This window comes from Proteus sp. fly-1008 (assembly GCF_040140305.1).
Classification (GTDB): Bacteria; Pseudomonadota; Gammaproteobacteria; order Enterobacterales; family Enterobacteriaceae; genus Proteus; species Proteus vulgaris_B.
The window spans coordinates 217701-240346 of record NZ_JBEEWH010000002.1; the positions used below are offsets into that span (position 1 = coordinate 217701).

At 38.5% G+C, this 22646-nt stretch carries 17 protein-coding genes; 2 read left to right on the forward strand and 15 right to left on the reverse strand.

Annotated elements, in window-relative coordinates:
• Positions 1-67: 67 nt before the first annotated feature.
• The 12 genes from ABN256_RS05540 to ribF all read right to left on the reverse strand — a co-directional run bounded on the left by ABN256_RS05540 (position 68) and on the right by ribF (position 16987).
• The gene (locus ABN256_RS05540) at positions 68-1708 is read right to left on the reverse strand and encodes an ATP-binding cassette domain-containing protein (protein WP_349439249.1); all 1641 of its coding nucleotides are present in this window, start codon (positions 1706-1708) and stop codon (positions 68-70) included.
• Complete coding sequence (locus ABN256_RS05545) at positions 1698-3392, reverse strand: ABC transporter ATP-binding protein (RefSeq protein WP_349439250.1); 1695 nt, start codon at positions 3390-3392, stop codon at positions 1698-1700. Before ABN256_RS05545 ends, ABN256_RS05540 begins: the two co-directional genes overlap by 11 nt.
• Positions 3393-3604: 212 nt before the next feature.
• Complete coding sequence (locus ABN256_RS05550; protein WP_196553507.1) at positions 3605-4498, reverse strand: AraC family transcriptional regulator; 894 nt, start codon at positions 4496-4498, stop codon at positions 3605-3607.
• A gap of 179 nt (positions 4499-4677) precedes the next feature.
• Positions 4678-4821, reverse strand: a complete 144-nt coding sequence (locus tag ABN256_RS05555; protein ID WP_151436716.1) for a Hok/Gef family protein — start codon at positions 4819-4821, stop codon at positions 4678-4680.
• A gap of 504 nt (positions 4822-5325) precedes the next feature.
• Positions 5326-8553 (reverse strand): carbamoyl-phosphate synthase large subunit, encoded by a 3228-nt coding sequence (gene carB / locus ABN256_RS05560; protein ID WP_340895104.1) that lies wholly within the window; start codon positions 8551-8553, stop codon positions 5326-5328.
• A 17-nt stretch (positions 8554-8570) separates the two neighbouring features.
• Positions 8571-9734 (reverse strand): glutamine-hydrolyzing carbamoyl-phosphate synthase small subunit, encoded by a 1164-nt coding sequence (gene carA / locus ABN256_RS05565; RefSeq protein ID WP_072069460.1) that lies wholly within the window; start codon positions 9732-9734, stop codon positions 8571-8573.
• A 433-nt stretch (positions 9735-10167) separates the two neighbouring features.
• On the reverse strand, positions 10168-10989 hold the full coding sequence (gene dapB / locus ABN256_RS05570) for a 4-hydroxy-tetrahydrodipicolinate reductase (RefSeq protein ID WP_340895101.1): 822 nt from the start codon (positions 10987-10989) through the stop codon (positions 10168-10170).
• A gap of 223 nt (positions 10990-11212) precedes the next feature.
• Entirely contained in the window at positions 11213-12166 is a 954-nt protein-coding gene (ispH, locus tag ABN256_RS05575) for a 4-hydroxy-3-methylbut-2-enyl diphosphate reductase (protein WP_072069462.1), read from the reverse strand.
• Complete coding sequence (gene fkpB / locus ABN256_RS05580; RefSeq protein ID WP_072069463.1) at positions 12147-12617, reverse strand: FKBP-type peptidyl-prolyl cis-trans isomerase; 471 nt, start codon at positions 12615-12617, stop codon at positions 12147-12149. Before fkpB ends, ispH begins: the two co-directional genes overlap by 20 nt.
• Positions 12618-12686: 69 nt before the next feature.
• Positions 12687-13202: a signal peptidase II gene (lspA, locus tag ABN256_RS05585; protein WP_196553503.1), complete on the reverse strand. Its 516-nt coding sequence runs from the start codon at positions 13200-13202 to the stop codon at positions 12687-12689.
• Positions 13203-13205: 3 nt separating this feature from the next.
• On the reverse strand, positions 13206-16016 hold the full coding sequence (gene ileS, locus ABN256_RS05590) for an isoleucine--tRNA ligase (RefSeq protein ID WP_115350506.1): 2811 nt from the start codon (positions 16014-16016) through the stop codon (positions 13206-13208).
• A 41-nt stretch (positions 16017-16057) separates the two neighbouring features.
• Positions 16058-16987 carry a bifunctional riboflavin kinase/FAD synthetase gene (gene ribF, locus ABN256_RS05595; RefSeq protein ID WP_115350507.1) on the reverse strand — a complete coding sequence of 310 codons (930 nt, stop codon included), beginning with the start codon at positions 16985-16987 and terminating at the stop codon, positions 16058-16060.
• Positions 16988-17417: 430 nt separating this feature from the next.
• Between ribF and rpsT the strand changes: the two genes are divergently transcribed.
• Positions 17418-17678, forward strand: coding sequence for a 30S ribosomal protein S20 (rpsT, locus tag ABN256_RS05600; protein WP_004248964.1), 261 nt, complete (start codon positions 17418-17420; stop codon positions 17676-17678).
• 72 nt (positions 17679-17750) lie between these two features.
• On the opposite strand, the gene nhaR is transcribed toward rpsT, so the two are convergent.
• Positions 17751-18671: a transcriptional activator NhaR gene (gene nhaR, locus ABN256_RS05605; RefSeq protein ID WP_196553501.1), complete on the reverse strand. Its 921-nt coding sequence runs from the start codon at positions 18669-18671 to the stop codon at positions 17751-17753.
• Between the two features lie 190 nt (positions 18672-18861).
• Positions 18862-20040, reverse strand: coding sequence for a Na+/H+ antiporter NhaA (nhaA, locus tag ABN256_RS05610; protein WP_196553500.1), 1179 nt, complete (start codon positions 20038-20040; stop codon positions 18862-18864).
• Between the two features lie 448 nt (positions 20041-20488).
• On the opposite strand from nhaA, the gene ABN256_RS05615 reads away from it, so the two are divergent.
• Positions 20489-21334 carry a DMT family transporter gene (locus ABN256_RS05615; RefSeq protein WP_196553499.1) on the forward strand — a complete coding sequence of 282 codons (846 nt, stop codon included), beginning with the start codon at positions 20489-20491 and terminating at the stop codon, positions 21332-21334.
• A gap of 75 nt (positions 21335-21409) precedes the next feature.
• Here the strand turns inward: ABN256_RS05615 and dnaJ are convergent, their stop codons facing one another.
• Positions 21410-22549, reverse strand: coding sequence for a molecular chaperone DnaJ (gene dnaJ / locus ABN256_RS05620; protein WP_164525931.1), 1140 nt, complete (start codon positions 22547-22549; stop codon positions 21410-21412).
• Between the last annotated feature and the right edge of the window lie 97 nt (positions 22550-22646).

The following is a 22646-nucleotide window of genomic DNA, read 5'->3' on the forward strand; positions in this document are numbered from 1 at the left end:
TAGATTGCCAGATTATCTCTTTCGATTGCCAATCGATATTGATTGGCAATCAGTAAAGATCTAACACTCACAATGAGCCACAAAAATTCAGAAACCATGTTGAAGATGTCAACAACGTATTAGGCGAACCTTCAGCAATAACTTTTCCATTATCAAGCACAATCACGTGATCAGCATGTTTAGCAATATCAGGATCATGCGTGATCACAACACGAGTAGATGTTAGCCCTTCAAGATAACGTACCACTTTCTCACGACTGACGATGTCGAGGCTCGCTGTTGGCTCATCTAAAAATAAGATCTTAGGATCGGCTAATAATGAACGCGCTAAACATAGTCGCTGTTTTTGTCCACCGGAATAACGATCTCCCTGATCGCCCACATCTTCATCTAAATCTGTTTGAGTCACCGATAAATTCAATGCATTAAGTAGATGCAAAATATCATTATCACTGACAGTTGAGTTATCATCTTGTAATAATGACCAACGCAATGTGCCTCTAATTAATTGATTATGTTGAAATACAATTTGTCTTGTTTGCGCTAATACACTCTCAGATAAATCATTGACCCTTTTGTCTCCATAATAAATCTGCCCTTTATCAGCATCCCTAAGACGTGCCAAAACATGTAATAATGTTGTTTTACCCGCACCAGAACTGCCGACAATTGCCGTCATTTTTTTATCAGGGCATAGCACTGTTATGTTAGAAAGGATCAGCGCTCCTAAACTATTATTCACCTCCAGTTGTTCACAACGAATGTCATTGCTTTTAGGAGTATCACTTTGTTTTGGGCTTTGTAATGTGGGAGCATCCAACGTATTTTTTATTAAAGTAAGTGATTGTTTACTCTGCCTTAATGCTTGATCAATATGAGAAAGCTGAAATAAAGGTTCAATAAAACGAGCGATTAATACCACGACAGCCAACCACTGCGTTAAAGTAAGAGTATTAATATCAACATTCACTACACCAATAACTAAAACAGCAATGAAAATAACCTGAATACATAAAGAAAAAATCAGATGATAGGGTAAGCTTCGTTGTAATAATTGCACTTGTTGGTGGTGTTGATCCAATAAGTCTTGCTGTAATTGCTGTGAAAACAGCGTATTTCTCCCACTTTTTCGCAATAATACCTGATGTTGTGCAAAATCAGCCAATGTTTTAGCCACAACAGACTCTGCTGTTTGCAGTGTCACTTCTTGTCTATACAGCCCCTTGGCACTGATCCGCATCACTGCAACAAGTAATAATGCAGCTACGATAAAAATCAAAGCAAAAATGATGTTATAAAATAAAAGCCCAATAATTACAGTTAATGGCGTCACTACAACACTAATAACAGGCGCTAATAAATGGGCAGGGATACTCATTGCACTCATTGCAGCACCTGAGCATAACGTGTGTGCTTGAGGTGGTGGTGTTAAACTACGAGGTAAATGGCGGATCAACGCTTGAACTAAGATTTTCATCACCGTTGTACCCGCAAGAAAACCTTTTAATGTCGCAATGTACTGAAAAACAAGTGTAATTAATGTTAATCCCGCTAACATCCATAAATATTGGCTAGCATCCTGATCCCAATAGATAATAATCGGCAATAATAATAAACCACACAGCCCTTCTAAAATGGCGCTCAATACCATAAAACTGAGAGGATATTTTAAAGATAAGAGTAATGAAACAAAGGGATTAGTCTTCATTTTGCTCTCCTTGTTTCTGAACAAAATCACTATAGCGCTCACAATTGAGTAGCAAATCATCATGATTTCCCATTGCTACTAATCTTCCATCAACCATAAATATCACTCTGTTGGCTTGTTGTGCTAAAACCAGTGAATGTGTGACGATTATCCGTGTCATGGTTTTATTTTTTAATGCATTAAAAATATGTTGGGCATTATCAGGATCTAGTGCTGAAGAAGGTTCATCAGCCAATAACAGTGGGCTATTAGCAATGAAAGCACGCGCTATTGCCAAACGTTGTGCTTCACCGCCAGAAAGTGGCGTTTCATCATTAATTAAAGTAGATAAACCTCGGGGTAAGTTAGTAACGACTTCAGCAAAATATGTTTCATTCATTGCTGATTGTAGTTGCTCTTCACTGCAATGGGGATTAAATAACAATAAGTTATCTTTAATTGAATAAGGCAATGGTTGACTGTTTTGCATCACCACTGTAGTAATTTGATTTAATGTATTACGTGAATACGCCTGTAAACGCTTATTCTCAATAAAAATCTCACCTGATGTTGCATCCATAAATCGAGCAATCAGTTGTAGTAAAGAGCTTTTTCCTGCGCCAGAGGGGCCTACAATGGCAATAAATTCTCCTTTCTTAATTTCAAAATTAATATTATTGAGGATCTCTTTATCACCATACGAAAGGCAAACAGAGTGTGCTGTTAACGCTACAGCGTGAGATATCGTCTCTGTTGATAAATCACCATATTGCATTTCAGGCTGATTTAATAATTGCTGTATCCGCTGCGCAGATTTTTTTGCCGCACATAAGGCATCACCGCCATGCCCCATAGCCATAACAGGCTCTGCAATACGTCTTAACAATAAAATAAACAGTAATAAATCGGCCAATGGTAACGCTTGTTCAAAAATAGTAGCACCCAATAATAGCCATCCTGTTAATAAGGTGGCACTCAATAATAATTGGGTAAGTGATCCTAATAATCCAACTCGTTTAACCCAATTTTGAAAATGAAAAACAAAATTAAATAGTGCTTTCTCTGTTTTATCAACAATTCCTTTATGCGGAAATTGGCGTGCTACGAGAGGATTTTCAGCAAGAAGTTGATAATCTTCAAAGAGCATTTTCATTGCCTCATCACGCTGTTCACAATAGGTTTGATAACGTGATGATTGTGTTTGTTTAAAACAAAAATAAGCAATGATTAAAGGAATAAGAGAGAAAACCAGTAAAAAAGGATTTAATGTTGATAACACAATAATAGCAATAACAGGAACAACCATTAATTGCACGATATCAGCAGGTGCATGAGCAATTAATTGATGTAATGCTTTAATATCGCGCTGAACATATTGGTTGATACCATTTTTTCCTTGGCTAACAAACCAATTTAACGGTAATTTTTGCATTTTTTCTGATAATGCTAATCGTAATTGGTAGGTTAATTTTGCATCCATTAAATGTGTTAAATGAAATGCAATGGTTTGTGATATTAGCCATACAATGCCACCAATAACCGCAATAGTTAGCCAGAATGTATTAGTAGAAGGAAAAGAAACAATAAGTTGATAAAGTGCTAACCAAGGTACTAAAGAGCTAAAACCTGCAACAGCTTGTAGTAACAGCGCACCTATTAATAAAGGGCGATAAGGACGCAACAACATCCATAATTCATTATGCATAATAATCTCCACAACATCTTGTGGCACTATAGCGAAAAGGGTATTTTCCCTCTAGCAACAAGACTTTAGATTGCGTGACTATTACTTTCGATTTAGACGCATTTTGCTTATTTATTAAGCAAGATGGAAAAGATAGAATTAATTAAGTGTTTAATAGATGACAAATCAAGCGATGAAGATAATAAATATACCGATAAACCTAATAAAATCAATTAAGGCGTAAAATGCCCTTTGCGTACATCTCCCGGTAATATACCAAAACGTTTACGAAACGCGACGGAAAAATGAGCGGGTGTATAACCAACATAATAGGCAACACTTGAGATAGACTCCCCTTCATTTAGCAACATATTATATGCGGTTTGTAAACGATATTCTTGTAGCCAACCATAAACAGAATTGCCAAATAATTGACGAAAACCTTGAGTAAGTTTTCGAGTATTTAATCCCACACGAGTTGCTAATATTTCAAGCTTTGGTGGCGTTTCCATTTCAGCAATTAAAATTTCTTTGGCTTGTTTTAAACTGTTTTTTTCACGCTGACTTAATGGCCGATTGGCTGGCTCTTGTTCATGACATAAATATTGCAAACTTAATGAAGCAAATTCGCAAGCTTTACCTGAGTAATAAAGTGGTTTTAAGGAATCATGAACCGGATTTTGGAATAACTGCATGGTTAACGCTAAAAACGTATTATCCAAAGTCAGATGATGCAGAGTTAATCCTTGATTTTTCTTTAATATCTCAGGTAATAAAATATATTGTTGCTCAAGCCACTGAGATGATAATTGCAATAATGTGTATCTTAGAGGATCGCCAGATTTAAATTGATTCAATAAAGAATAACGTTCAACACTATTAGCAATAAAAATACTCGGTGTTGCTATCTCTATTTTCTGCCCATTGACACTTTCACTAATCACACTTCCACTATGAACTGCCACTAAATTAAAGCCGGCTTGATAAGTCTCTTCAATATGCAGATCTTCTGTAGTTTCTAATACACCTTGGCGTAATAAAATTTGGTCTTGAAAGCGATATTCTTCAACCTGTTGATGCTTAGGTTGATAACCAATATATGAATAGAATGAAGAGTGTTGAGACATAATAGAAAGATATCAGCAGAGTAAATAATCAGCTATGTTGTCAAACATTCAACGAAATAGCAATCATTATCATTTATATCCAACTATCACAAAGAATAATTTAAAAGACAGGGTGCTTGTACCAAAACTCTGACAACTTGAAGAAAAATTGGGAGGGAGAAAACCTCCCTCCAACCAAGCTATTTATTACACATCAAAATAGCTTGAACGACTGTGTTTCCATTACTAATGTTAAGTGAACATAATCGTTCGCCTACAATTATTGTAAAACATAGAACAGTCACACAGATAACCGTAATGCCAAATAAGGTTATTTTCGTCAATTTGATTGACTCCTTTCGGAAAAGGAGACAGAATCAAGTTGTTGAGGTTTGAGTCTGTCCCCGGATTTTATAAAAATAGAATTCGGGGCTTTTCTCTTTTTGGCTCTTGCAAAATGCTTGAACCAAAATGATCCAAGCACCCGCCAATATAGTAACAGAAATTTCTCTATCCCCTATACCTCTTCCGTAGCAAATAACAAATTTAAATCAATTAAAACAACACGTTACTTAATATCGTAAAATAATTTTCTCTTGACTCAAGCGACAAAAAAAGACAAAATCAACCCGCTAAAACAAAGAAATTAACTTATTTTATTTTCTTGACTCCTTACTTGAAAAAAAAGATCCGCACCCACCTCTTTGTTTTGCAATCGCCCCAAATAAATTTATTTGGGGCTTTCTTTTTTCCGTAAAATTTTCTTTTTTTTAATAGCGATAAAAAATAAAAAATCCCGAATACAAGTTTCCTCATATTCAGGATCATTATTACGGCAACAAATAAACTTAAGCTTTATTTATCTTTTTATGCATTTCTTGAACTGAAATAACACTCGCCGTAGGATCGGCCGCTAATGACAACGTTGTTGCAAATCCGCCATTTAACGTCGTGTCATAATGGACTTTATATCTTAATGCACTGCGACGAATAATTTTAGAATCTTCAATGGCTTGGCGACCAGATGTGGTATTAACAATATAGTCATATTCACCATTTTTAATTCTATCTTCAATATGCGGTCGCCCTTCATGTACTTTATTGACTAAACGTGGATTTATTCCCGCCTCACCTAATACAATGGCTGTACCATGTGTAGCATCTAATTCAAATCCACTTTTTAGTAATTTCGTTGCCAAATCAACAACACGCTTTTTGTCACCTTCACGCACAGAAAGAAGTGCTCTACCTTTTTTCTTCATGGTAGAACTGCTGCCTAACATTGCTTTAGCAAAGGCTTGTGCAAAGGTTGCACCGACGCCCATTACCTCACCTGTTGAACGCATTTCTGGCCCTAAAATGGGGTCAACGCCTGCAAATTTATTAAAAGGTAAAACGACTTCTTTTACTGAGTAATAAGGGGGAATAACTTCTTTTGTAACGCCCTGCTCTTCAAGAGTTTGGCCAATCATCACACGCGCGGCGACTTTGGCTAATGGCACACCTGTGGCTTTTGATACAAAAGGTACAGTACGAGCAGCGCGAGGATTGACTTCGATAAGGTAAACATCATCACCTTTTACCGCGAATTGTGCATTCATTAACCCTTTTACACCTAACTCAAAAGCAAGTTCACGAACTTGTTTACGCATCACATCTTGAATTTCTTTGCTTAGGGTATAAGCAGGCAATGAGCAAGCTGAGTCACCAGAGTGAACACCCGCTTGTTCAATATGCTCCATAATGCCGCCAATCACGACTTGCTTACCGTCACAAATCGCATCAATATCGACTTCAATCGCATCATCAAGAAAACGGTCTAACAACACTGGCGCATCGTTTGACACACTCACCGCGGTTTGGAAATAGCGACGTAAATCGACTTCATCGTAAACAATCTCCATTGCGCGTCCACCAAGTACATAGGAAGGACGAACCACCAGTGGATAACCAATTAACTGTGCTTTTTCTACCGCTTCTTCTAAAGCAGTCACCGTGGTATTTTCAGGCTGCTTTAGCCCTAATTTATCAACCGCTTTTTGGAAACGCTCACGATCTTCTGCTTTATCAATAGCATCTGGTGTTGTGCCAATGACTGGCACACCTTCAGCTTCTAGCGCTCTTGCTAATTTCAGTGGGGTTTGCCCACCATATTGCACGATAACCCCTTTTGGTTTTTCGATACGTACAATTTCAAGCACATCTTCTAATGTGACTGGTTCAAAATAGAGTCTGTCAGAAGTGTCATAATCTGTTGAAACTGTTTCAGGGTTACAGTTCACCATAATGGTTTCGTAACCGTCTTCACGTAACGCAAGCGCCGCATGAACACAGCAATAATCAAATTCAATCCCTTGACCTATACGATTGGGTCCGCCACCTAATATCATGACTTTAGGTTTATCTTGATGTGGATTTGCTTCGCACTCTTCTTCATAAGTCGAGTACATATAAGCGGTATCAGTCGCAAATTCTGCCGCACATGTGTCAACACGTTTATAGACTGGATGTAGCTGATATTGCTCTCGTAATTGACGAATAGCGTGCTCTTTTATATTAAGTATTTTAGCTAAACGTGCATCAGCAAAACCTTTACGTTTTAACTGACGTAAGAAATCAGCACTTAAGCCTTTTATACCGACTTCGCTGATTTTTTCTTCAAGGCGAACGATTTCTTCTATTTGAACTAAAAACCAGCGATCAATATTGGTGAGGTTAAAGACGCCATCAACGGATAATCCAGCACGGAAAGCATCTGCGATATACCAAATTCGGTCAGAGCCTGCTTCTTTTAGCTCTCGACGGATCTTGGTTAATGCTTCTGGGTCGTCTAAATCGACTTTAGGATCAAAACCTGTCGCCCCCACTTCGAGGCCTCGTAATGCTTTTTGCATAGATTCTTGTAGCGTTCTACCAATTGCCATCACTTCGCCAACAGATTTCATTTGCGTTGTTAATCTGTCATTGGTTCCTGCAAATTTTTCAAAGTTAAAACGAGGAATTTTTGTCACAACATAATCTATTGAAGGCTCAAAAGAGGCAGGTGTTCTTCCTCCTGTGATGTCATTCATCAGCTCATCGAGGGTATAACCTACCGCTAATTTTGCGGCAACTTTAGCAATTGGAAAGCCTGTTGCTTTGGATGCCAAGGCAGAAGAACGTGACACCCGAGGATTCATTTCAATAACAATCAAACGTCCTGTTTTCGGATCAACGGCAAACTGAACGTTAGAACCGCCTGTTTCAACACCTATTTCACGTAATACCGCCATCGAGGCATTACGCATAATTTGATATTCTTTGTCAGTCAATGTTTGCGCAGGTGCAACAGTAATGGAGTCCCCTGTGTGAATGCCCATTGCATCAAAGTTTTCAATAGAACAAACAATAATACAGTTATCATTTTTATCGCGAACAACTTCCATTTCATACTCTTTCCAGCCAATCAATGATTCATCAATTAATAATTCATTGGTAGGTGATAAATCTAAACCACGAGTACAAATTTCTTCAAATTCTTCACGATTATAGGCGATACCGCCCCCTGTACCGCCCATAGTAAATGATGGACGAATAATACAAGGAAAGCCAACCTGTTGTGCGACCGCAAACGCTTCATCAAGGTTATGTGCAATACCTGAACGTGCTGTATCTAAGCCGATTTTTTTCATCGCTTTATCAAAGCGTTGTCTATCTTCTGCTTTATCAATTGCATCAGCTGTTGCACCAATCATGGTGACACCAAATTCAGCTAAAACACCTTGGCGCTCCAATTCTAAAGCGCAGTTCAGTGCTGTCTGCCCGCCCATTGTTGGTAATACCGCATCAGGACGCTCTTTTTCAATAATCTTTCTCACAACTTGCCAGTGAATAGGCTCAATGTACGTTGCATCAGCCATTTCAGGATCGGTCATAATGGTTGCAGGATTTGAATTTACCAAAACAACTCGATACCCCTCTTCACGTAGCGCTTTACATGCTTGAGCGCCTGAATAATCAAATTCACACGCTTGTCCGATAACAATCGGCCCTGCACCTAAAATCAGGATTGTTTTGATATCTGTTCTTTTAGCCATTTTCTTTCGCTCCTGATTTATTTTGTTGTTACTGATTGCAGGTTTTGACGATATTGCGCGATAAGTTCGATAAAGTGATCAAAAAGAGGTGCAGCATCATGTGGCCCAGGGCTGGCTTCTGGATGGCCTTGAAAACTGAATGCAGGTTTATCTGTGCGATGAATGCCTTGTAAAGAACCATCAAATAGAGATTTATGTGTCACACGTAAATTGGCAGGAAGAGAGGTTTCATCAACGGCAAATCCATGATTTTGCGCTGTGATCATCACCGTATTTTTATCTAAATCTTTAACAGGATGGTTACCACCATGATGCCCAAATTTCATTTTGATGGTTTTTGCACCGCTGGCTAATGCTAAAAGCTGATGACCTAAACAGATGCCAAAGAGAGGAATATCGGTTGTTAAAAATGTTTGAATGGCGTTAATGGCATATTCGCAGGGCTCTGGATCCCCGGGACCATTTGAAAGAAAAATACCATCAGGTGAAAGTGCTAAAACATCTTGCGCAGGTGTTTGTGCTGGTACAATGGTAACTCGACACCCTCTATCCACCAGCATGCGTAAAATATTACGTTTCACACCAAAATCATATGCCACAATATGCAATGGCAATTCATCTACTGATTTTGCTTTGGGTAACTCACCTTTTAATGTCCAACTTCCTTGAGTCCACTGATAAGGCTGTTTCACTGTCACCGTTTTTGCTAAGTCCATTCCTTTTAAACCAGGAAATGATCTGGCCTTTTCGAGAGCTTGTTGAGTATCAAGGTGATTGCCTGCGATAATGCAACCGTTTTGCGCACCTTTTTCTCTCAATAAGCGCGTTAGCTTGCGTGTATCAATATCTGCAATCGCAACGATATTATGGCGTTTAAGATAATCAGATAATGTTTCTTGTGCACGATAGTTGCTCATCACTAATGGTAAATCACGAATAATTAAGCCTTGAGCATGAATGGTTTCTGATTCTTCGTCTGAATGATTAACGCCGGTGTTGCCAATGTGGGGATAGGTGAGAGTAACAATTTGTTGAGAGTAAGACGGGTCGGTTAGTATTTCTTGATAACCAGTCATTGAAGTATTAAAAACGACTTCACCGATGGCGGCGCCTTCTGCGCCAATCGACTTGCCGTGGAATTCGGTCCCATCTTCTAGAACCAGTATAGCTGATTTAATCAAAACGCCCTCCAGAGAATAATAAATCACATTTCATGCATATTAATTCAGATTTAAGACTCTAAATCAATGCCAAAAACATAAAATTGGGCAAATTTTTGGCAAATTGGGCGCATTCTAAAGATCGAATGGACAGATGTCTAGAAAAAACACCTTTTTAATTAAAAAAATATCAATCATTAGCAATTTAATCAACCAAGTGACAATTAATATAACAAATCTTGCAAATTTAACCGTTTGCTTACTAAGATAATTTAAAAATGAGATTTTAAAAGAAAAAACAGAAGAATTGTGTCTTTTTTTAGAAAAAAAACAGAAAATATAAGAGATAATCAATATAAACAAGAAAGAATACAATAAAAATAAAAAATCAAATAAAAAAACTCACAATTAAAAAATAATCATGAGTTTTCAATTGATTATAAAAAACAATAAATCACAAATCTTCTAAAGAAAGAACATCTTTCATATTATATAAACCTGATTTTTTAGAGCTTAACCAAATAGCCGCCTTTACTGCGCCATTTGCAAATGTCATTCGACTAGAAGCTTTGTGGCTTATCTCGACTCTTTCGCCAATATCGGCAAAAATCGCAGTATGTTCACCCACAATATCACCTGCACGAATAGTAGCAAAACCAATACTTTTAGGGTCACGCTCTCCCGTATGCCCTACTCGCTCATAAACGGCACACTCTTTAAGATCACGACCTAATGCATCTGCAATAGATTCACCCATTGCTAATGCTGTGCCTGATGGTGCATCAACCTTATGGCGATGGTGCGCTTCTACAATTTCAATATCACTATAAGATCCCATCACTTTAGCGGCTTTTTCAAGTAATTTAAGCACCAAATTAACACCAACACTAAAGTTGGCTGCAAACACAATAGGGATGATTTTTGCTGCATCATCTATGGCTTTCTTGCCTTCATCATCAAAGCCTGTCGTACCGATAATCATACCTTTTTGTTGTTCTACACAAAATTCAATATGCGAAAGCGTGCCTTCTGGACGTGTAAAATCAATTAATACATCAAATGAATTAGCTTGTGCTAATAAGTTATCAGTTACCGTGACACCGATATGGCCAATGCCAGCCAACTCGCCCGCATCTGAGCCAATTAATGAAGAATTTGTACGTTCAAAAGCAGCACCTAGCACAGTTCCTTCTTGTTGAGAAATTGCCTGAATTAATTGGCGCCCCATGCGTCCACCAGCACCTACAACAGCAAGACGAAGTTCTTTTGCAGACATAACTAAATTTCTCCTTAACAATGCTTATGATCTCTATTTATTATTTACAGATTAGCGATGTCATCCGTTTGATGCCAGTATTTAACGTTCTAGATAAGAAAAACACACCAAACAGCGCTAATTATCAGTAAAAGAGATGAATAGCATGATTATTCATTTAACTTTAGATATAAAAAAAGCAGAGATTTAAACTCTGCTTTAAAAACCACGCTTTCTAGATGTCTTATTCGATAACTTTATAATCAAGTCGAAGTTCTTTAGGTACTTCAAAAACAATATTTTCTTCACGCCCTGATAATTCGATCACTTCATCAGCACCAAAGCTTTTTAGACGCTCTAATACCTGCTGTACTAAAATATCAGGGGCAGAAGCTCCTGCAGTCACTCCGACAATATTGACATTAGTCACCCATGACTCATCAATATCTTCAAAGCTATCAATAAGATAAGAAGGTTTTCCTGCACGCTGAGCCAATTCTGCTAAGCGGTTTGAATTTGATGAGTTCTTAGAACCAACAACAAAAACAACATCTGCTTTTTCAGCAAGTTCTCTCGCCGCTTCTTGACGATTGGTTGTTGCATAACAAATATCGTCTTTACGAGGCCCAATAATTTTGGGAAAACGTGCATTTAAAGCATCAATAACTTCAGATGTATCATCTACAGAAAGTGTTGTTTGGGTCATAAAACAAAGATTGTCTTCATCTTTGACTGTTAGCTTCCAGACATCAGCAGGTGACTCAACTAAATACATCCCTCCTTCAGGGTTATTGTATTGCCCCATTGTACCTTCAACTTCGGGATGCCCTGCATGACCGATTAGTATCGCCTCTTTACCTTTACGGCTAGCTCTAGCTACTTCCATATGAACTTTAGTTACTAATGGGCAAGTTGCATCATAAAGCATTGTTAAATTACGTGAACGAGCCTCTTGACGAATAGCTTGAGAAACACCATGAGCCGAAAAAATTAAAATCGCGTTATCGGGTACTTCTGAAATTTCTTCAATAAAGATAGCGCCACGTTCGCGTAAATCGTTAACTACATAACGGTTATGAACCACTTCGTGACGAACATAAATAGGTGCGCCATAGATTTCCAGAGCGCGGTCAACAATGCTGATAGCTCGGTCAACACCCGCACAAAAGCCTCGTGGGTTAGCCAGCAGTATTTGCATGTGTTGTTTCCTCCTCAGGATTGATGCTGACAACTTCAATATCAAATGTCACTTCTTCTGACGCTAATGGGTGATTAAAATCAACCGTGACAGAATCTTCAGTGACATTTTTTACAATGCCCGGCATTTCACTGCCATTCATTGCTGTAAATAGCATAATAGTGCCCGCTTCTGGCACCCCAGACTCTGCAAAGTCAGAAGGCATAAAGTATTGGATCAAGTCAGGGTTGTATTTACCAAAAAGATGTTCGCCCGCAAGCGTAAAAGTTTTTTTATCTCCCGTTGATAACCCCAATAATTCAGCTTCTAAGGCTGGCGATAAACTTTCATCACCTAAACGAAAAAGAGCGGGTTTACCATGTGCTTGCGTAGATTCAGCAACAGAGCCATCGGCTAATTTTAAAGTGAAATTCAGCAATACCGCACTATTGTTGAGTACCTGCATAACCATACTAATACCTTCTATTAAGCGTAACCCCCGCCATAAGGCAGGGGTTATTTTAGTTAACTCATTGTCTGATTACTTTTGCTTTTTTGTATCTTGCGGACTGACATTTTTATCAGGGAAAAAGCTTTCAATGATAATAAGTCCAGCACCAATACAAATACCCATATCAGCAATATTAAAAGTGGGCCAATGCCAATCTCCGACATAAACATCAAGGAAATCGATAACAAACCCGTGGATCAGACGATCAGAAAGATTACCCAATGCTCCGCCAATAATAAGCGCATAAGCAATGTTACTTAGTTTGGCGTTCGCTTTATTTTTATACATCATTACTAATAAAGTAATGCAGATTGCTAATGCAATCAGTGCAAAAAACCAACGTTGCCATCCCCCTTTATCCGCTAAAAAGCTAAAGGCAGCACCATAGTTATGTGCGTAAGTGAAATTGAAAAAAGGCATCACAGCAACAGATTCATACAGACGAAATGTCTGCATGAAATACTGTTTTGTTCCTAAATCCAACACCACTACAGCAATTGCTAACCACAACCAGCGTAAACCTGTAGAGCAAAGTGTTTTCTTCATTAATTAAGCAAACTTACGTTCTTCACCGTTACCGGCTACGTTAGTAACACAGCGTCCGCATAATTCAGCGTGTTCCGCTACTTGACCGATATCTGTCGCATAATGCCAGCAACGAGGACATTTTTCGCCATCTGCTTTATTAAAGGCGATTTTTAAACCCGCCATATCAGAGGCTAATGCTGTTTCTGGTGCTTCACTAATATCAGCTACTGTCGCTTGAGATGTTAATAAAACAAAACGCAGTTCATTACCTAATGCATTTAATTTATCTGCTAAAGCGTTATCTGCATACAGTGTGACTGATGCTTCTAAAGAGCCACGTAGTTGTTTATCTGTACGTGCTTGCTCTAACACTTTATTGACTTCACCACGAACAGCCAGTAATTCAGCCCAGTAATCGTCATTTAAGGTTTCTGATGCATCTAAACCAAATAAATCGGTATACCACTCTTCAGTTAAGACATATTTTGCACGCTCACCTGGCAGTTCATTCCAGATTTCATCAGCAGTGAATGACATAACTGGCGCCATCCAACGGACTAATGCTTCACTGATATGGAATAATGCTGTTTGGCAACTACGACGAGCAACACTGTCGCTTTTCGCTGTGTATTGTCTGTCTTTAATGATATCTAGATAGAAAGAACCCATTTCCACTGAGCAGAATTGCATTAAGCGTTGAATAACATTATGGAAATCATAGTTTTCATAATGTTTTAAAATTTCTGCTTGGGCAGCTTGCGCACGCCCCACAGCCCAGCGATCTAACGTGACCATCTCTTCTGGTTTAACTTGATGTTTTGCAGGATCAAAACCATTCAAGTTTGCTAAGAAGAAGCGTGCAGTATTACGAATACGACGATAAGTATCCGCAGAACGTTTTAAGATCTCATCAGATACGGCGATTTCACCTGTATAATCTGTTGAGGCAACCCATAAACGTAAAATATCAGCACCTAATTTATCCATCACATCTTGAGGACTTACTGTGTTACCGATAGATTTAGACATTTTACGGCCTTGTCCATCTACGGTAAAACCATGTGTTAATACTTGGCGGTAAGGTGCTTTACCTTTGATTGCCGTTGAGATCATCAACGAAGACATAAACCAACCACGATGTTGGTCAGAGCCTTCTAAATACATATCGGCTGAATTACCATGGTATTCTGGGCGAGCATCAACAACGGTTGAGTGTGTTGATCCTGAGTCAAACCATACGTCCAGCGTATCTGGTGTTTTCATGTAATCGTCAGCTTCATCACCCAACACGTCACGAATATCTAAATCCCACCATGCTTGGATACCGCTAACTTCAACACGTTTTGCAACTTCTTCCATCAACTCTAAAGTACGTGGATGTGGCTCTTGTGTCTCTTTATGAACAAACAGAGACATTGGAGTACCCCAAGTACGTTGACGAGAAATACACCAGTCAGGACGGTTTTCAACCATTGACTCAATTCGTGCTTGACCCCAATCAGGTATCCATTTAACACCCTTGATCTCTTTTAATGATTGTTGACGCAACCCATTTTTATCCATGCCAATAAACCATTGAGGTGTTGCACGGAAAATAACTGGAGTTTTATGTCTCCAACAGCAAGGATAACTGTGCTGCATCGCTTCGTGATGTAACAGAGCGCCTTTTTCTTTTAGCAATTCAACGATGACATCATTCGCTTTAAAAACAAAAACACCGTCTAATATTGGGTAAGTGCCAGGTAAATAACAACCATTTGGCCCAACTGGGTTTGCAACTTCTAAACCATATTTTTGACCAACCACAAAGTCATCCGGACCATGGCCTGGTGCAGTATGAACAGCCCCTGTACCTGCTTCTAAAGTAACGTGATCACCTAAAATAGCAGGAACATCAAAGCCCATAAATGGATGATTAAAGCGCAACAATTCTAGATCTGTACCTTTACATTCACCTAAAACAGCCCAGTCAGTTACGCCAATACGTTTCATCACATATTCAACAAGATCAGCAGCTAAAATCACACACTCATCATTAAATGAGACTAAGGCATAATTAAATTCTGCATTTAAGGCGATAGCGCGGTTAGCAGGTAATGTCCAAGGCGTTGTTGTCCAGATAACCAAAGAAATTGGTTTATCTGTTGCTGAGCCAAATTTAGCAGCAACAGCTTTTGAATCTACGGCGGTGAAACGTACATCGATAGAAGGGGATGTTTTATCGTAGTATTCGACTTCTGCTTCAGCCAATGATGAGCCACACGCGGTACACCAGTGAACAGGTTTAGCGCCTTTTAATAGGTGACCATTTGCAATGATACGCGCCAAAGCACGAATAGTATTTGCTTCGGTTTTATAGTCCATTGTGAGATAAGGTTTATCCCAATCACCCAAAACACCCAAACGAATAAAATCTTTTTTCTGTGCTTCAATTTGTTCGTAAGCGTATTTACGACATTCCTCGCGGAATTGTGCTGCAGATATCTTCTCTCCTGGCTTACCTACGATTTGTTCAACTTTTAGTTCAATAGGTAATCCATGACAATCCCATCCTGGAATGTACGGAGAATCAAAGCCTGACAGCCCTTTGGATTTAATAATAATATCTTTGAGAATTTTGTTTACTGAGTGACCAATATGAATATTGCCGTTGGCGTATGGAGGGCCATCATGCAAAATAAATGTTTTTTTACCGCTTTTCGCCTGACGAATAGCTTGATACAAACCTTCTTTGTACCAACGTGATAACATCTCTGGCTCGCGCTTTGCTAAATCCCCGCGCATAGGGAACCCTGTTTCTGGTAAGTTCAGGGTATTTTTATAGTCACTCATTCGATTCTCAGTTCCAATTTTCCGCTAGTTTATGACTCCGACTACTGTGATAAAAAATCCCTAGCAGTAGCCACATCATCTGCGATTTGCTGCTTCAATGCATCCAATGATGCAAATCGCTGTTCATTACGCAATTTCTTTCGTAACACAACATCAATACAACGTCCATATAAATCCATATTAACGTCGATTAAATGAACTTCTAATTGTACGCCTTTTCCTTTTACAGTTGGACGACTTCCGATATTTGCCACACCTGGCAAAGGTAATTGATTATCTGATAAATAGACATCAACGGCATAAACACCTTTCACTGGTGCAACTAAGCGCTTCATTGGAATATTGGCTGTCGGAAAACCAATAGTTCTACCCAATTCATTACCATGAACAACTCGTCCACAAACACTATAAGGATGTCCAAGGAGTGATTCAGCAAGAACTAAATCATCATTGAGTAACGCTTCTCTTACTGCGGTGCTACTGATACGTAACCCTTTATCGCAATAACTTTCTGTATTTGCGACGTCAAATCCATACCGAACACCTGCTTGTTGTAAAAAATGGAAATCACCTTCACGATTTTTGCCAAAGCGAAAGTCATCACCAATAGCAAGAAATTTCACCCCTAATTTATCGACCAGTAGAGATGAAACAAACTCTTCGGGTGTTTGTGCCGCAAATTGTTTATCAAATTTGACACACAAAAGGTAGTCAATACCGCATTCAGCCAAATACTTTATCTTATCTCGTAAACGAGTCAGACGTGCTGGTGCTTTTTCTGGTAAAAAAAACTCAAGTGGTTGAGGCTCAAATGTCATCACAACCGTGGGTAATCCTCTCTGTGAGGCTTCTTGCTTCAAGTGTTTCAATAATGCCTGATGGCCTCGATGGACACCATCAAAATTCCCAATTGTTAAAACGCAACCATGATGTAGCGCTCTAATATTCTGTATACCGCGAATTAGCTCCATAACTGGCTCAATACCGTGGAAATTATTGGATTATACCTTGTCAAAGGCTTGAGAGTAACCCAATATATCAATGTTTATTGATGAGTAATATCTCGACAAGTCGATTCACTGTTGTTCTTAAATTTGATTGCTCACATCAAACAAAAATGGACTATCACTCGCTTCTTGGTTATAAAATCGCATAAAATCAATCGTAGATCCTCTTAGAATCTATTATTTATTACTCATATACACGATTTTGATGATTTTTTCACTCAAAAGACTGTATTCTACCCGCCTTAACTGATAAAATCTTGCGCCATCACAACGAAACAAGTGTCGCGTACAACGACGCTAATTTTGTATAAATCCATTGACAAACTTAGGTTGAAAAGGCATATTCCTTCACCTTTGTATTTGTCCTCGCTAGAATATATTTGGGAGTTGGAACTTGGCTAATATCAAATCAGCTAAGAAGCGTGCGGTTCAGTCTGAAAAGCGTCGTCAACACAACGCAAGCCGTCGTTCTATGATGCGTACTTACATCAAAAAAGTATACGCAGCAGTTGCTTCAGGTGATAAAGAAGCAGCACAAAAAGCATTTAATGACATGCAACCGATTGTTGACCGTCAGGCAACTAAAGGCTTAATTCATAAGAATAAAGCAGCACGTCATAAAGCTAATCTGCAAGCACAAATCAAAGCAATGTAATATTTGCTTTCTTGTGTTATAAAAAACCGGCTTATGCCGGTTTTTTGTTTTCTACTTTTTAACCATACTCACTTATGGATTTACAATACTCTTCTTATTCCCATTAAAAAGATCTGAAAAATCAGTATTACAAACGCGCTGAACCGCTGGATGCTGGATCATTCTCTCTGCAAAAATCGCGTAATACTCTTCTTTTACTGTATCAAGCATTCCAATTTCTTCGATATTACTATGAGCAAAAGTTTCATCAGTATACAGTGAAGGTGCTACAAAAATGGCATTATAATTTAATCCGAATGCTTTCATTAATGCCGCATCATCAAACTCTCCCAAAATTTCCACTTGCAGATTCTTATTACGTATCCACGTTAACAAATGGCGACCTAACATATATCGACGACCAGGGATCAGTAATTTTCGCTCTTCTAAACATTCAGGAAACGGTTTTTCAGGAAGTGGATGGCTACAAAAGAAACTCATATTACATTCACCGAGTTTTACAGAAAACAAGCCTTCTTGTTGTGAAGAATCTACTGGGCAATCCGATAAAATCATATCCAGCTTATGCTGGCTTAATTGTTCTAATAATAATTCATGCGTTGATTCAAAACAGCGCAAATGGATTTGCTCATGATCAATCACGGCCGTTTCTAATACGCGACTGACTAATTGTTTAGATAATGCATCCGCAACACCGACATCAAACAACAAGTTCGATTCACGACTATAGTTGACGATATCCAGCATCTCTTGGCTTAACATAAACATTTTATCGGCATAGCGAAAAATAAGTTGTCCCAATTCTGAAGGAACTAACCCCCTTCCTTGGCGTTTAAACAACTTACCACCCAATCTCTCTTCTAATGCTTTAATTTGCCCTGTAATTGTCTGAGGTGTAAGATACAGAGCTTCTGCTGCACCTACAACAGAGCCTTCTTTACACACATGCCAAAAATAATAAAGATGGTTAAAATTGAGATGTGACACCCGCATAGTTATCTTCCTTTCAACTTCTGTGCCTTAAACACAGACTATGTAATAACGCATTAGTTTGCGATTGGCTTTCCTTGCATCCAATCCTCATAAAAACATCTACGGCACAATACACTGTATTGCACCGTAGATTTAAATATATAGCTCGGTATTTATTGTGTTTAGAAACTCAAATCCGTAATAAATTTCCTTATATTGACTTCGTTTTTGACTTCGGTAAAACAGAACGAAGCAACAAATATCCCACAACTGCAGCTACCGTTGAACCTACTAAAATACCCAGCTTAGAGTAGGTATTATAAGCTTCACTTGCACCATCAAATGCTAATCCTGCGATAAAGATAGACATAGTAAAACCGATACCACAGAGCACAGATACTGCAAATATTTGCTTAAGATTAATCGCATCTGGTAATTTTGCAATGCCTAGTTTTACCGAAACCCAACTAAAGAGGAAAATTCCAATCGGCTTACCCAAAAATAGTCCTAATGCGATACCTAACGGTAATGCGGATAACATGCCATCTAATGTCACACCATTTAAGGAAACCCCCGCATTACTAAATGCAAAGAGTGGCAAAATTAAATAGGCAACCCAAGGATGTAACACATGCTCTAATTCTTCAGAAGGCGAATCACCTTCTTTATTTCTTAATGGGATAATGAATCCAACTATGACACCCGCAATAGTGGCATGAATACCCGATTTTAAAATACACACCCACAAAACAAACCCAAGAACTAAATAAGCGGCGGTATTGCCAACTTTACGCCAGTTCATTATGCCCAAAGCAATAACAATCACCCCAGCCAAAGCCAACGGCATCAGTGCAATACTCTTTGAATAAAAGAGTGCAATAATCACAATAACGCCCAAGTCATCGATGATCGCCAAAGCCAATAAGAAAACCTTTAATTCAACAGGGACACGCTTACCTAATAACGCCATCACCCCCAATGCAAATGCAATATCTGTTGCCGCTGGAATTGCCCAACCTTGTTGCCCAATAGGATCGGTATGATTGAACATAAGATAAACTAATGCAGGAGCTAACATTCCTCCTACAGCAGCAATTGCAGGGAAAATGGCTCTATCACGTTGAGCTAAAGAGCCTTCTTTTAATTCACGCTTAACTTCTAATCCAACCACCAAAAAGAAAATAGCCATTAAGGCATCATTTACCCAAAGCAGTAATGGCTTATCAAGTTCGAATGCACCAAACTTGAGCATAATAGGAATAGATAAAAACTCATTATACAAAGCACTTAGAGGTGTATTCGCCATAATCAATGCGATAATAGCAGCAATAATCAGAAGAATACCGCCTGATGCCTCTAATCTCAAAAATTGTCTAATAATTGCCGTCATAATATTAACCTCAAAATTACTAATCTTGTTAATAATATGCTAACCATGGATTCGTAAAAAACAGTTTATTTATGGATAACAATTCGTATTTTTCGAGTTAATTGAGAAATATTAAGTAAAACAAGATAGATAGTCGAAATTAATAAACATTAATTCTTAATAAAAAAACAAAACAATAATTTAAAAAATAATTTATAACATATTAATAAACATATATTTTTTTAAATTATTAGTAAAAATAAGCATCTAATTCAATAAACGACACCAATCGATAAAATAGATCAAACATATTAATTTTTAATTATCAAAAAATAATACTATGTTTATCTTTTCCGTTTATAACACCCTTAGATTATGAGGAAAAAAATGTTATATATTTCACTATTTACCCATTGTGTTATGGTTTTATAAAAATAATTTTCGCTTTAGTACAAAGGCCTCTATCAATATGTCGATTACCGTTTTTATTGCTGTGCTATTTGCCGCTGTCTTCCATGCATGTTGGAATGCATTAGTCAAAGTAGGTAGTGATCGATTTCTTGGGATCTCGTTACTTACCTTTTTTTCAGGTATTGTGACAATCCCAGCTCTGTTTTGGGTTGGACTTCCCGATATAGGAGCATGGAAATGGCTTATTCTTTCCGTCCTATTTCATATTGGGTACACCCTTTCTTTAAGCCGGTGTTATACCTTGGCAGACTTTAATCAGGTCTATCCGATTTCTCGTGGTAGTGCGCCATTAATGACCGCTGTTCTTGGTTTTTTTCTTTTTCATGAGACACTTCCTGTTACTGGCTTAATCGGCATTTTATTGATTATTTTAGGTATTATCCTTATTTCACGTAGCCGAAAAATAGCGACGCTTAATTTACGTAAAGATGCACTCTTTTTTGCGCTCCTTACCGCATTATTTACCGCAAGTTATACCCTATCTGATGGTAATGGCTCCCGAGTGGGAGAAACACCTTTTGCTTATATTTTATGGCTCTTCTTTTTAAATGGTATCGCAATGTATTTGCTGGCATGGCTTCGTTATCGCCAACACTTAAAAACTAAAATAAAAAATTATTGGAAGCCCGCATTTTTAGGTGGTGTCATGCAATTAATCAGTTATGGCATAGTGATATGGGCAATGAGTCATGCTTCTATTGTGCTTGTAGCGGCATTAAGAGAAACCAGCGTACTATTTGCCATGGTCTTATCTGTTTATTTGCTAAAAGAACAATTTAACCGCAAACAATTATTAGCGTGTTTAGTCATTTTAGCCGGTATTGTCGCCATCAAGATGGGATAATCTTGAGCCACATTCAAATAAAAAGGCCTGATGATAAATACTGTCATCAGGCCTTTTTGAAAGGAGTAATGAAGATTATTTCGTTAAATCATCAAAGAATTTTTTCACACCATCTAGGAAACTTTTAGAGCGCGGTGTATTTTTCTCACCACTTTTACCACCAAATGATTCACCAAGTTGTTCCATTAACTCTTTTTGTTTTTCATTGAGCTTAACAGGTGTTTCAACAACAACACGGCACATCAAATCACCGACAGTGCTACTACGTACAGACTTGACACCTTTACCTTTCATACGGAACATTTTGCCCGTTTGTGTTTCTGCTGGGATTTTAAGTTTTACACGGCCATCTAGTGTAGGAACTTCAATTTCGCCCCCCAAGGCAGCAATCGCAAAGTTAATCGGAACTTCGCAATAAAGGTTATTACCATCACGCTCAAATATATGATGTTGGCGAACATGAACCTGTACATATAAATCGCCTGCTGGTGCACCATTCTCGCCCGCTTCACCTTCACCGCTTAAACGGATCCGATCCCCCGTATCAACGCCAGCTGGGATTTTAACAGACAGTGTTTTATAACGCTCAACACGACCATCACCATGACATTTAGAACAAGGCTCTTTAATCACTTTACCGCGACCATGACACGTTGGACATGCTTGTTGTACAGTGAAGAAACCTTGACGTAAATGAACCTGACCCGCACCATGACAGGTAGAGCATGTTTCAGCCGAGGTACCTTCTTTAGCACCACTACCGTGGCATTTATCACAAGTTTCTAATGTCGGTATACGAATTTCTTTGGTTACACCACGAACCGCTTCTTCAAGCGTTAAATCCATGTTGTATTGTAAGTCAGATCCCCGTGATGCTCGTTGTTGACGGCGACCACCACCAAAAATATCACCAAAAACATCACCGAAAATATCACCAAAGTCAGCGCCACCACCGAAACCACCACCACCTTGGCCACCAAATCCGCCTTGCTCAAAAGCAGCATGACCATATTGATCGTAAGCTGCACGTTTTTGTGCATCACTTAAAATTTCGTAGGCTTCTTTGATTTCTTTAAATTTTGATTCTGACTCTTTATCACCCTGATTACGGTCTGGGTGATATTTCATTGCTAAACGCTTATATGCACGTTTAATTTCTTTTTCATCGGCGTTTTTGCTTAAACCGAGAACTTCGTAAAAATCTCTTTTTGCCATTCTAGATTACCCTTGACATAAGCACACGGGCGTAGAGTTTCCTCGACGCCCGTGTTCGGTATCAGTAACTATTCACAAGTGAGTTACCGTGGCCCGT

Bases quoted from the DNA above. Each gene is read 5' to 3' on its own strand.
- ABN256_RS05540 (WP_349439249.1), bottom strand. From the start codon at position 1,708: ATGAAGACTAATCCCTTTGTTTCATTACTCTTATCTTTAAAATATCCT.
- ABN256_RS05545 (WP_349439250.1), bottom strand. From the start codon at position 3,392: ATGCATAATGAATTATGGATGTTGTTGCGTCCTTATCGCCCTTTATTA.
- ABN256_RS05550 (WP_196553507.1), bottom strand. From the start codon at position 4,498: ATGTCTCAACACTCTTCATTCTATTCATATATTGGTTATCAACCTAAG.
- carB (WP_340895104.1), bottom strand. From the start codon at position 8,553: ATGGCTAAAAGAACAGATATCAAAACAATCCTGATTTTAGGTGCAGGG.
- dapB (WP_340895101.1), bottom strand. From the start codon at position 10,989: ATGTCTGCAAAAGAACTTCGTCTTGCTGTTGTAGGTGCTGGTGGACGC.
- ispH (WP_072069462.1), bottom strand. From the start codon at position 12,166: ATGCAAATACTGCTGGCTAACCCACGAGGCTTTTGTGCGGGTGTTGAC.
- fkpB (WP_072069463.1), bottom strand. From the start codon at position 12,617: ATGGTTATGCAGGTACTCAACAATAGTGCGGTATTGCTGAATTTCACT.
- lspA (WP_196553503.1), bottom strand. From the start codon at position 13,202: ATGAAGAAAACACTTTGCTCTACAGGTTTACGCTGGTTGTGGTTAGCA.
- ileS (WP_115350506.1), bottom strand. From the start codon at position 16,016: ATGAGTGACTATAAAAATACCCTGAACTTACCAGAAACAGGGTTCCCT.
- ribF (WP_115350507.1), bottom strand. From the start codon at position 16,987: ATGGAGCTAATTCGCGGTATACAGAATATTAGAGCGCTACATCATGGT.
- nhaR (WP_196553501.1), bottom strand. From the start codon at position 18,671: ATGCGGGTGTCACATCTCAATTTTAACCATCTTTATTATTTTTGGCAT.
- nhaA (WP_196553500.1), bottom strand. From the start codon at position 20,040: ATGACGGCAATTATTAGACAATTTTTGAGATTAGAGGCATCAGGCGGT.
- ABN256_RS05615 (WP_196553499.1), top strand. From the start codon at position 20,489: ATGTCGATTACCGTTTTTATTGCTGTGCTATTTGCCGCTGTCTTCCAT.
- dnaJ (WP_164525931.1), bottom strand. From the start codon at position 22,549: ATGGCAAAAAGAGATTTTTACGAAGTTCTCGGTTTAAGCAAAAACGCC.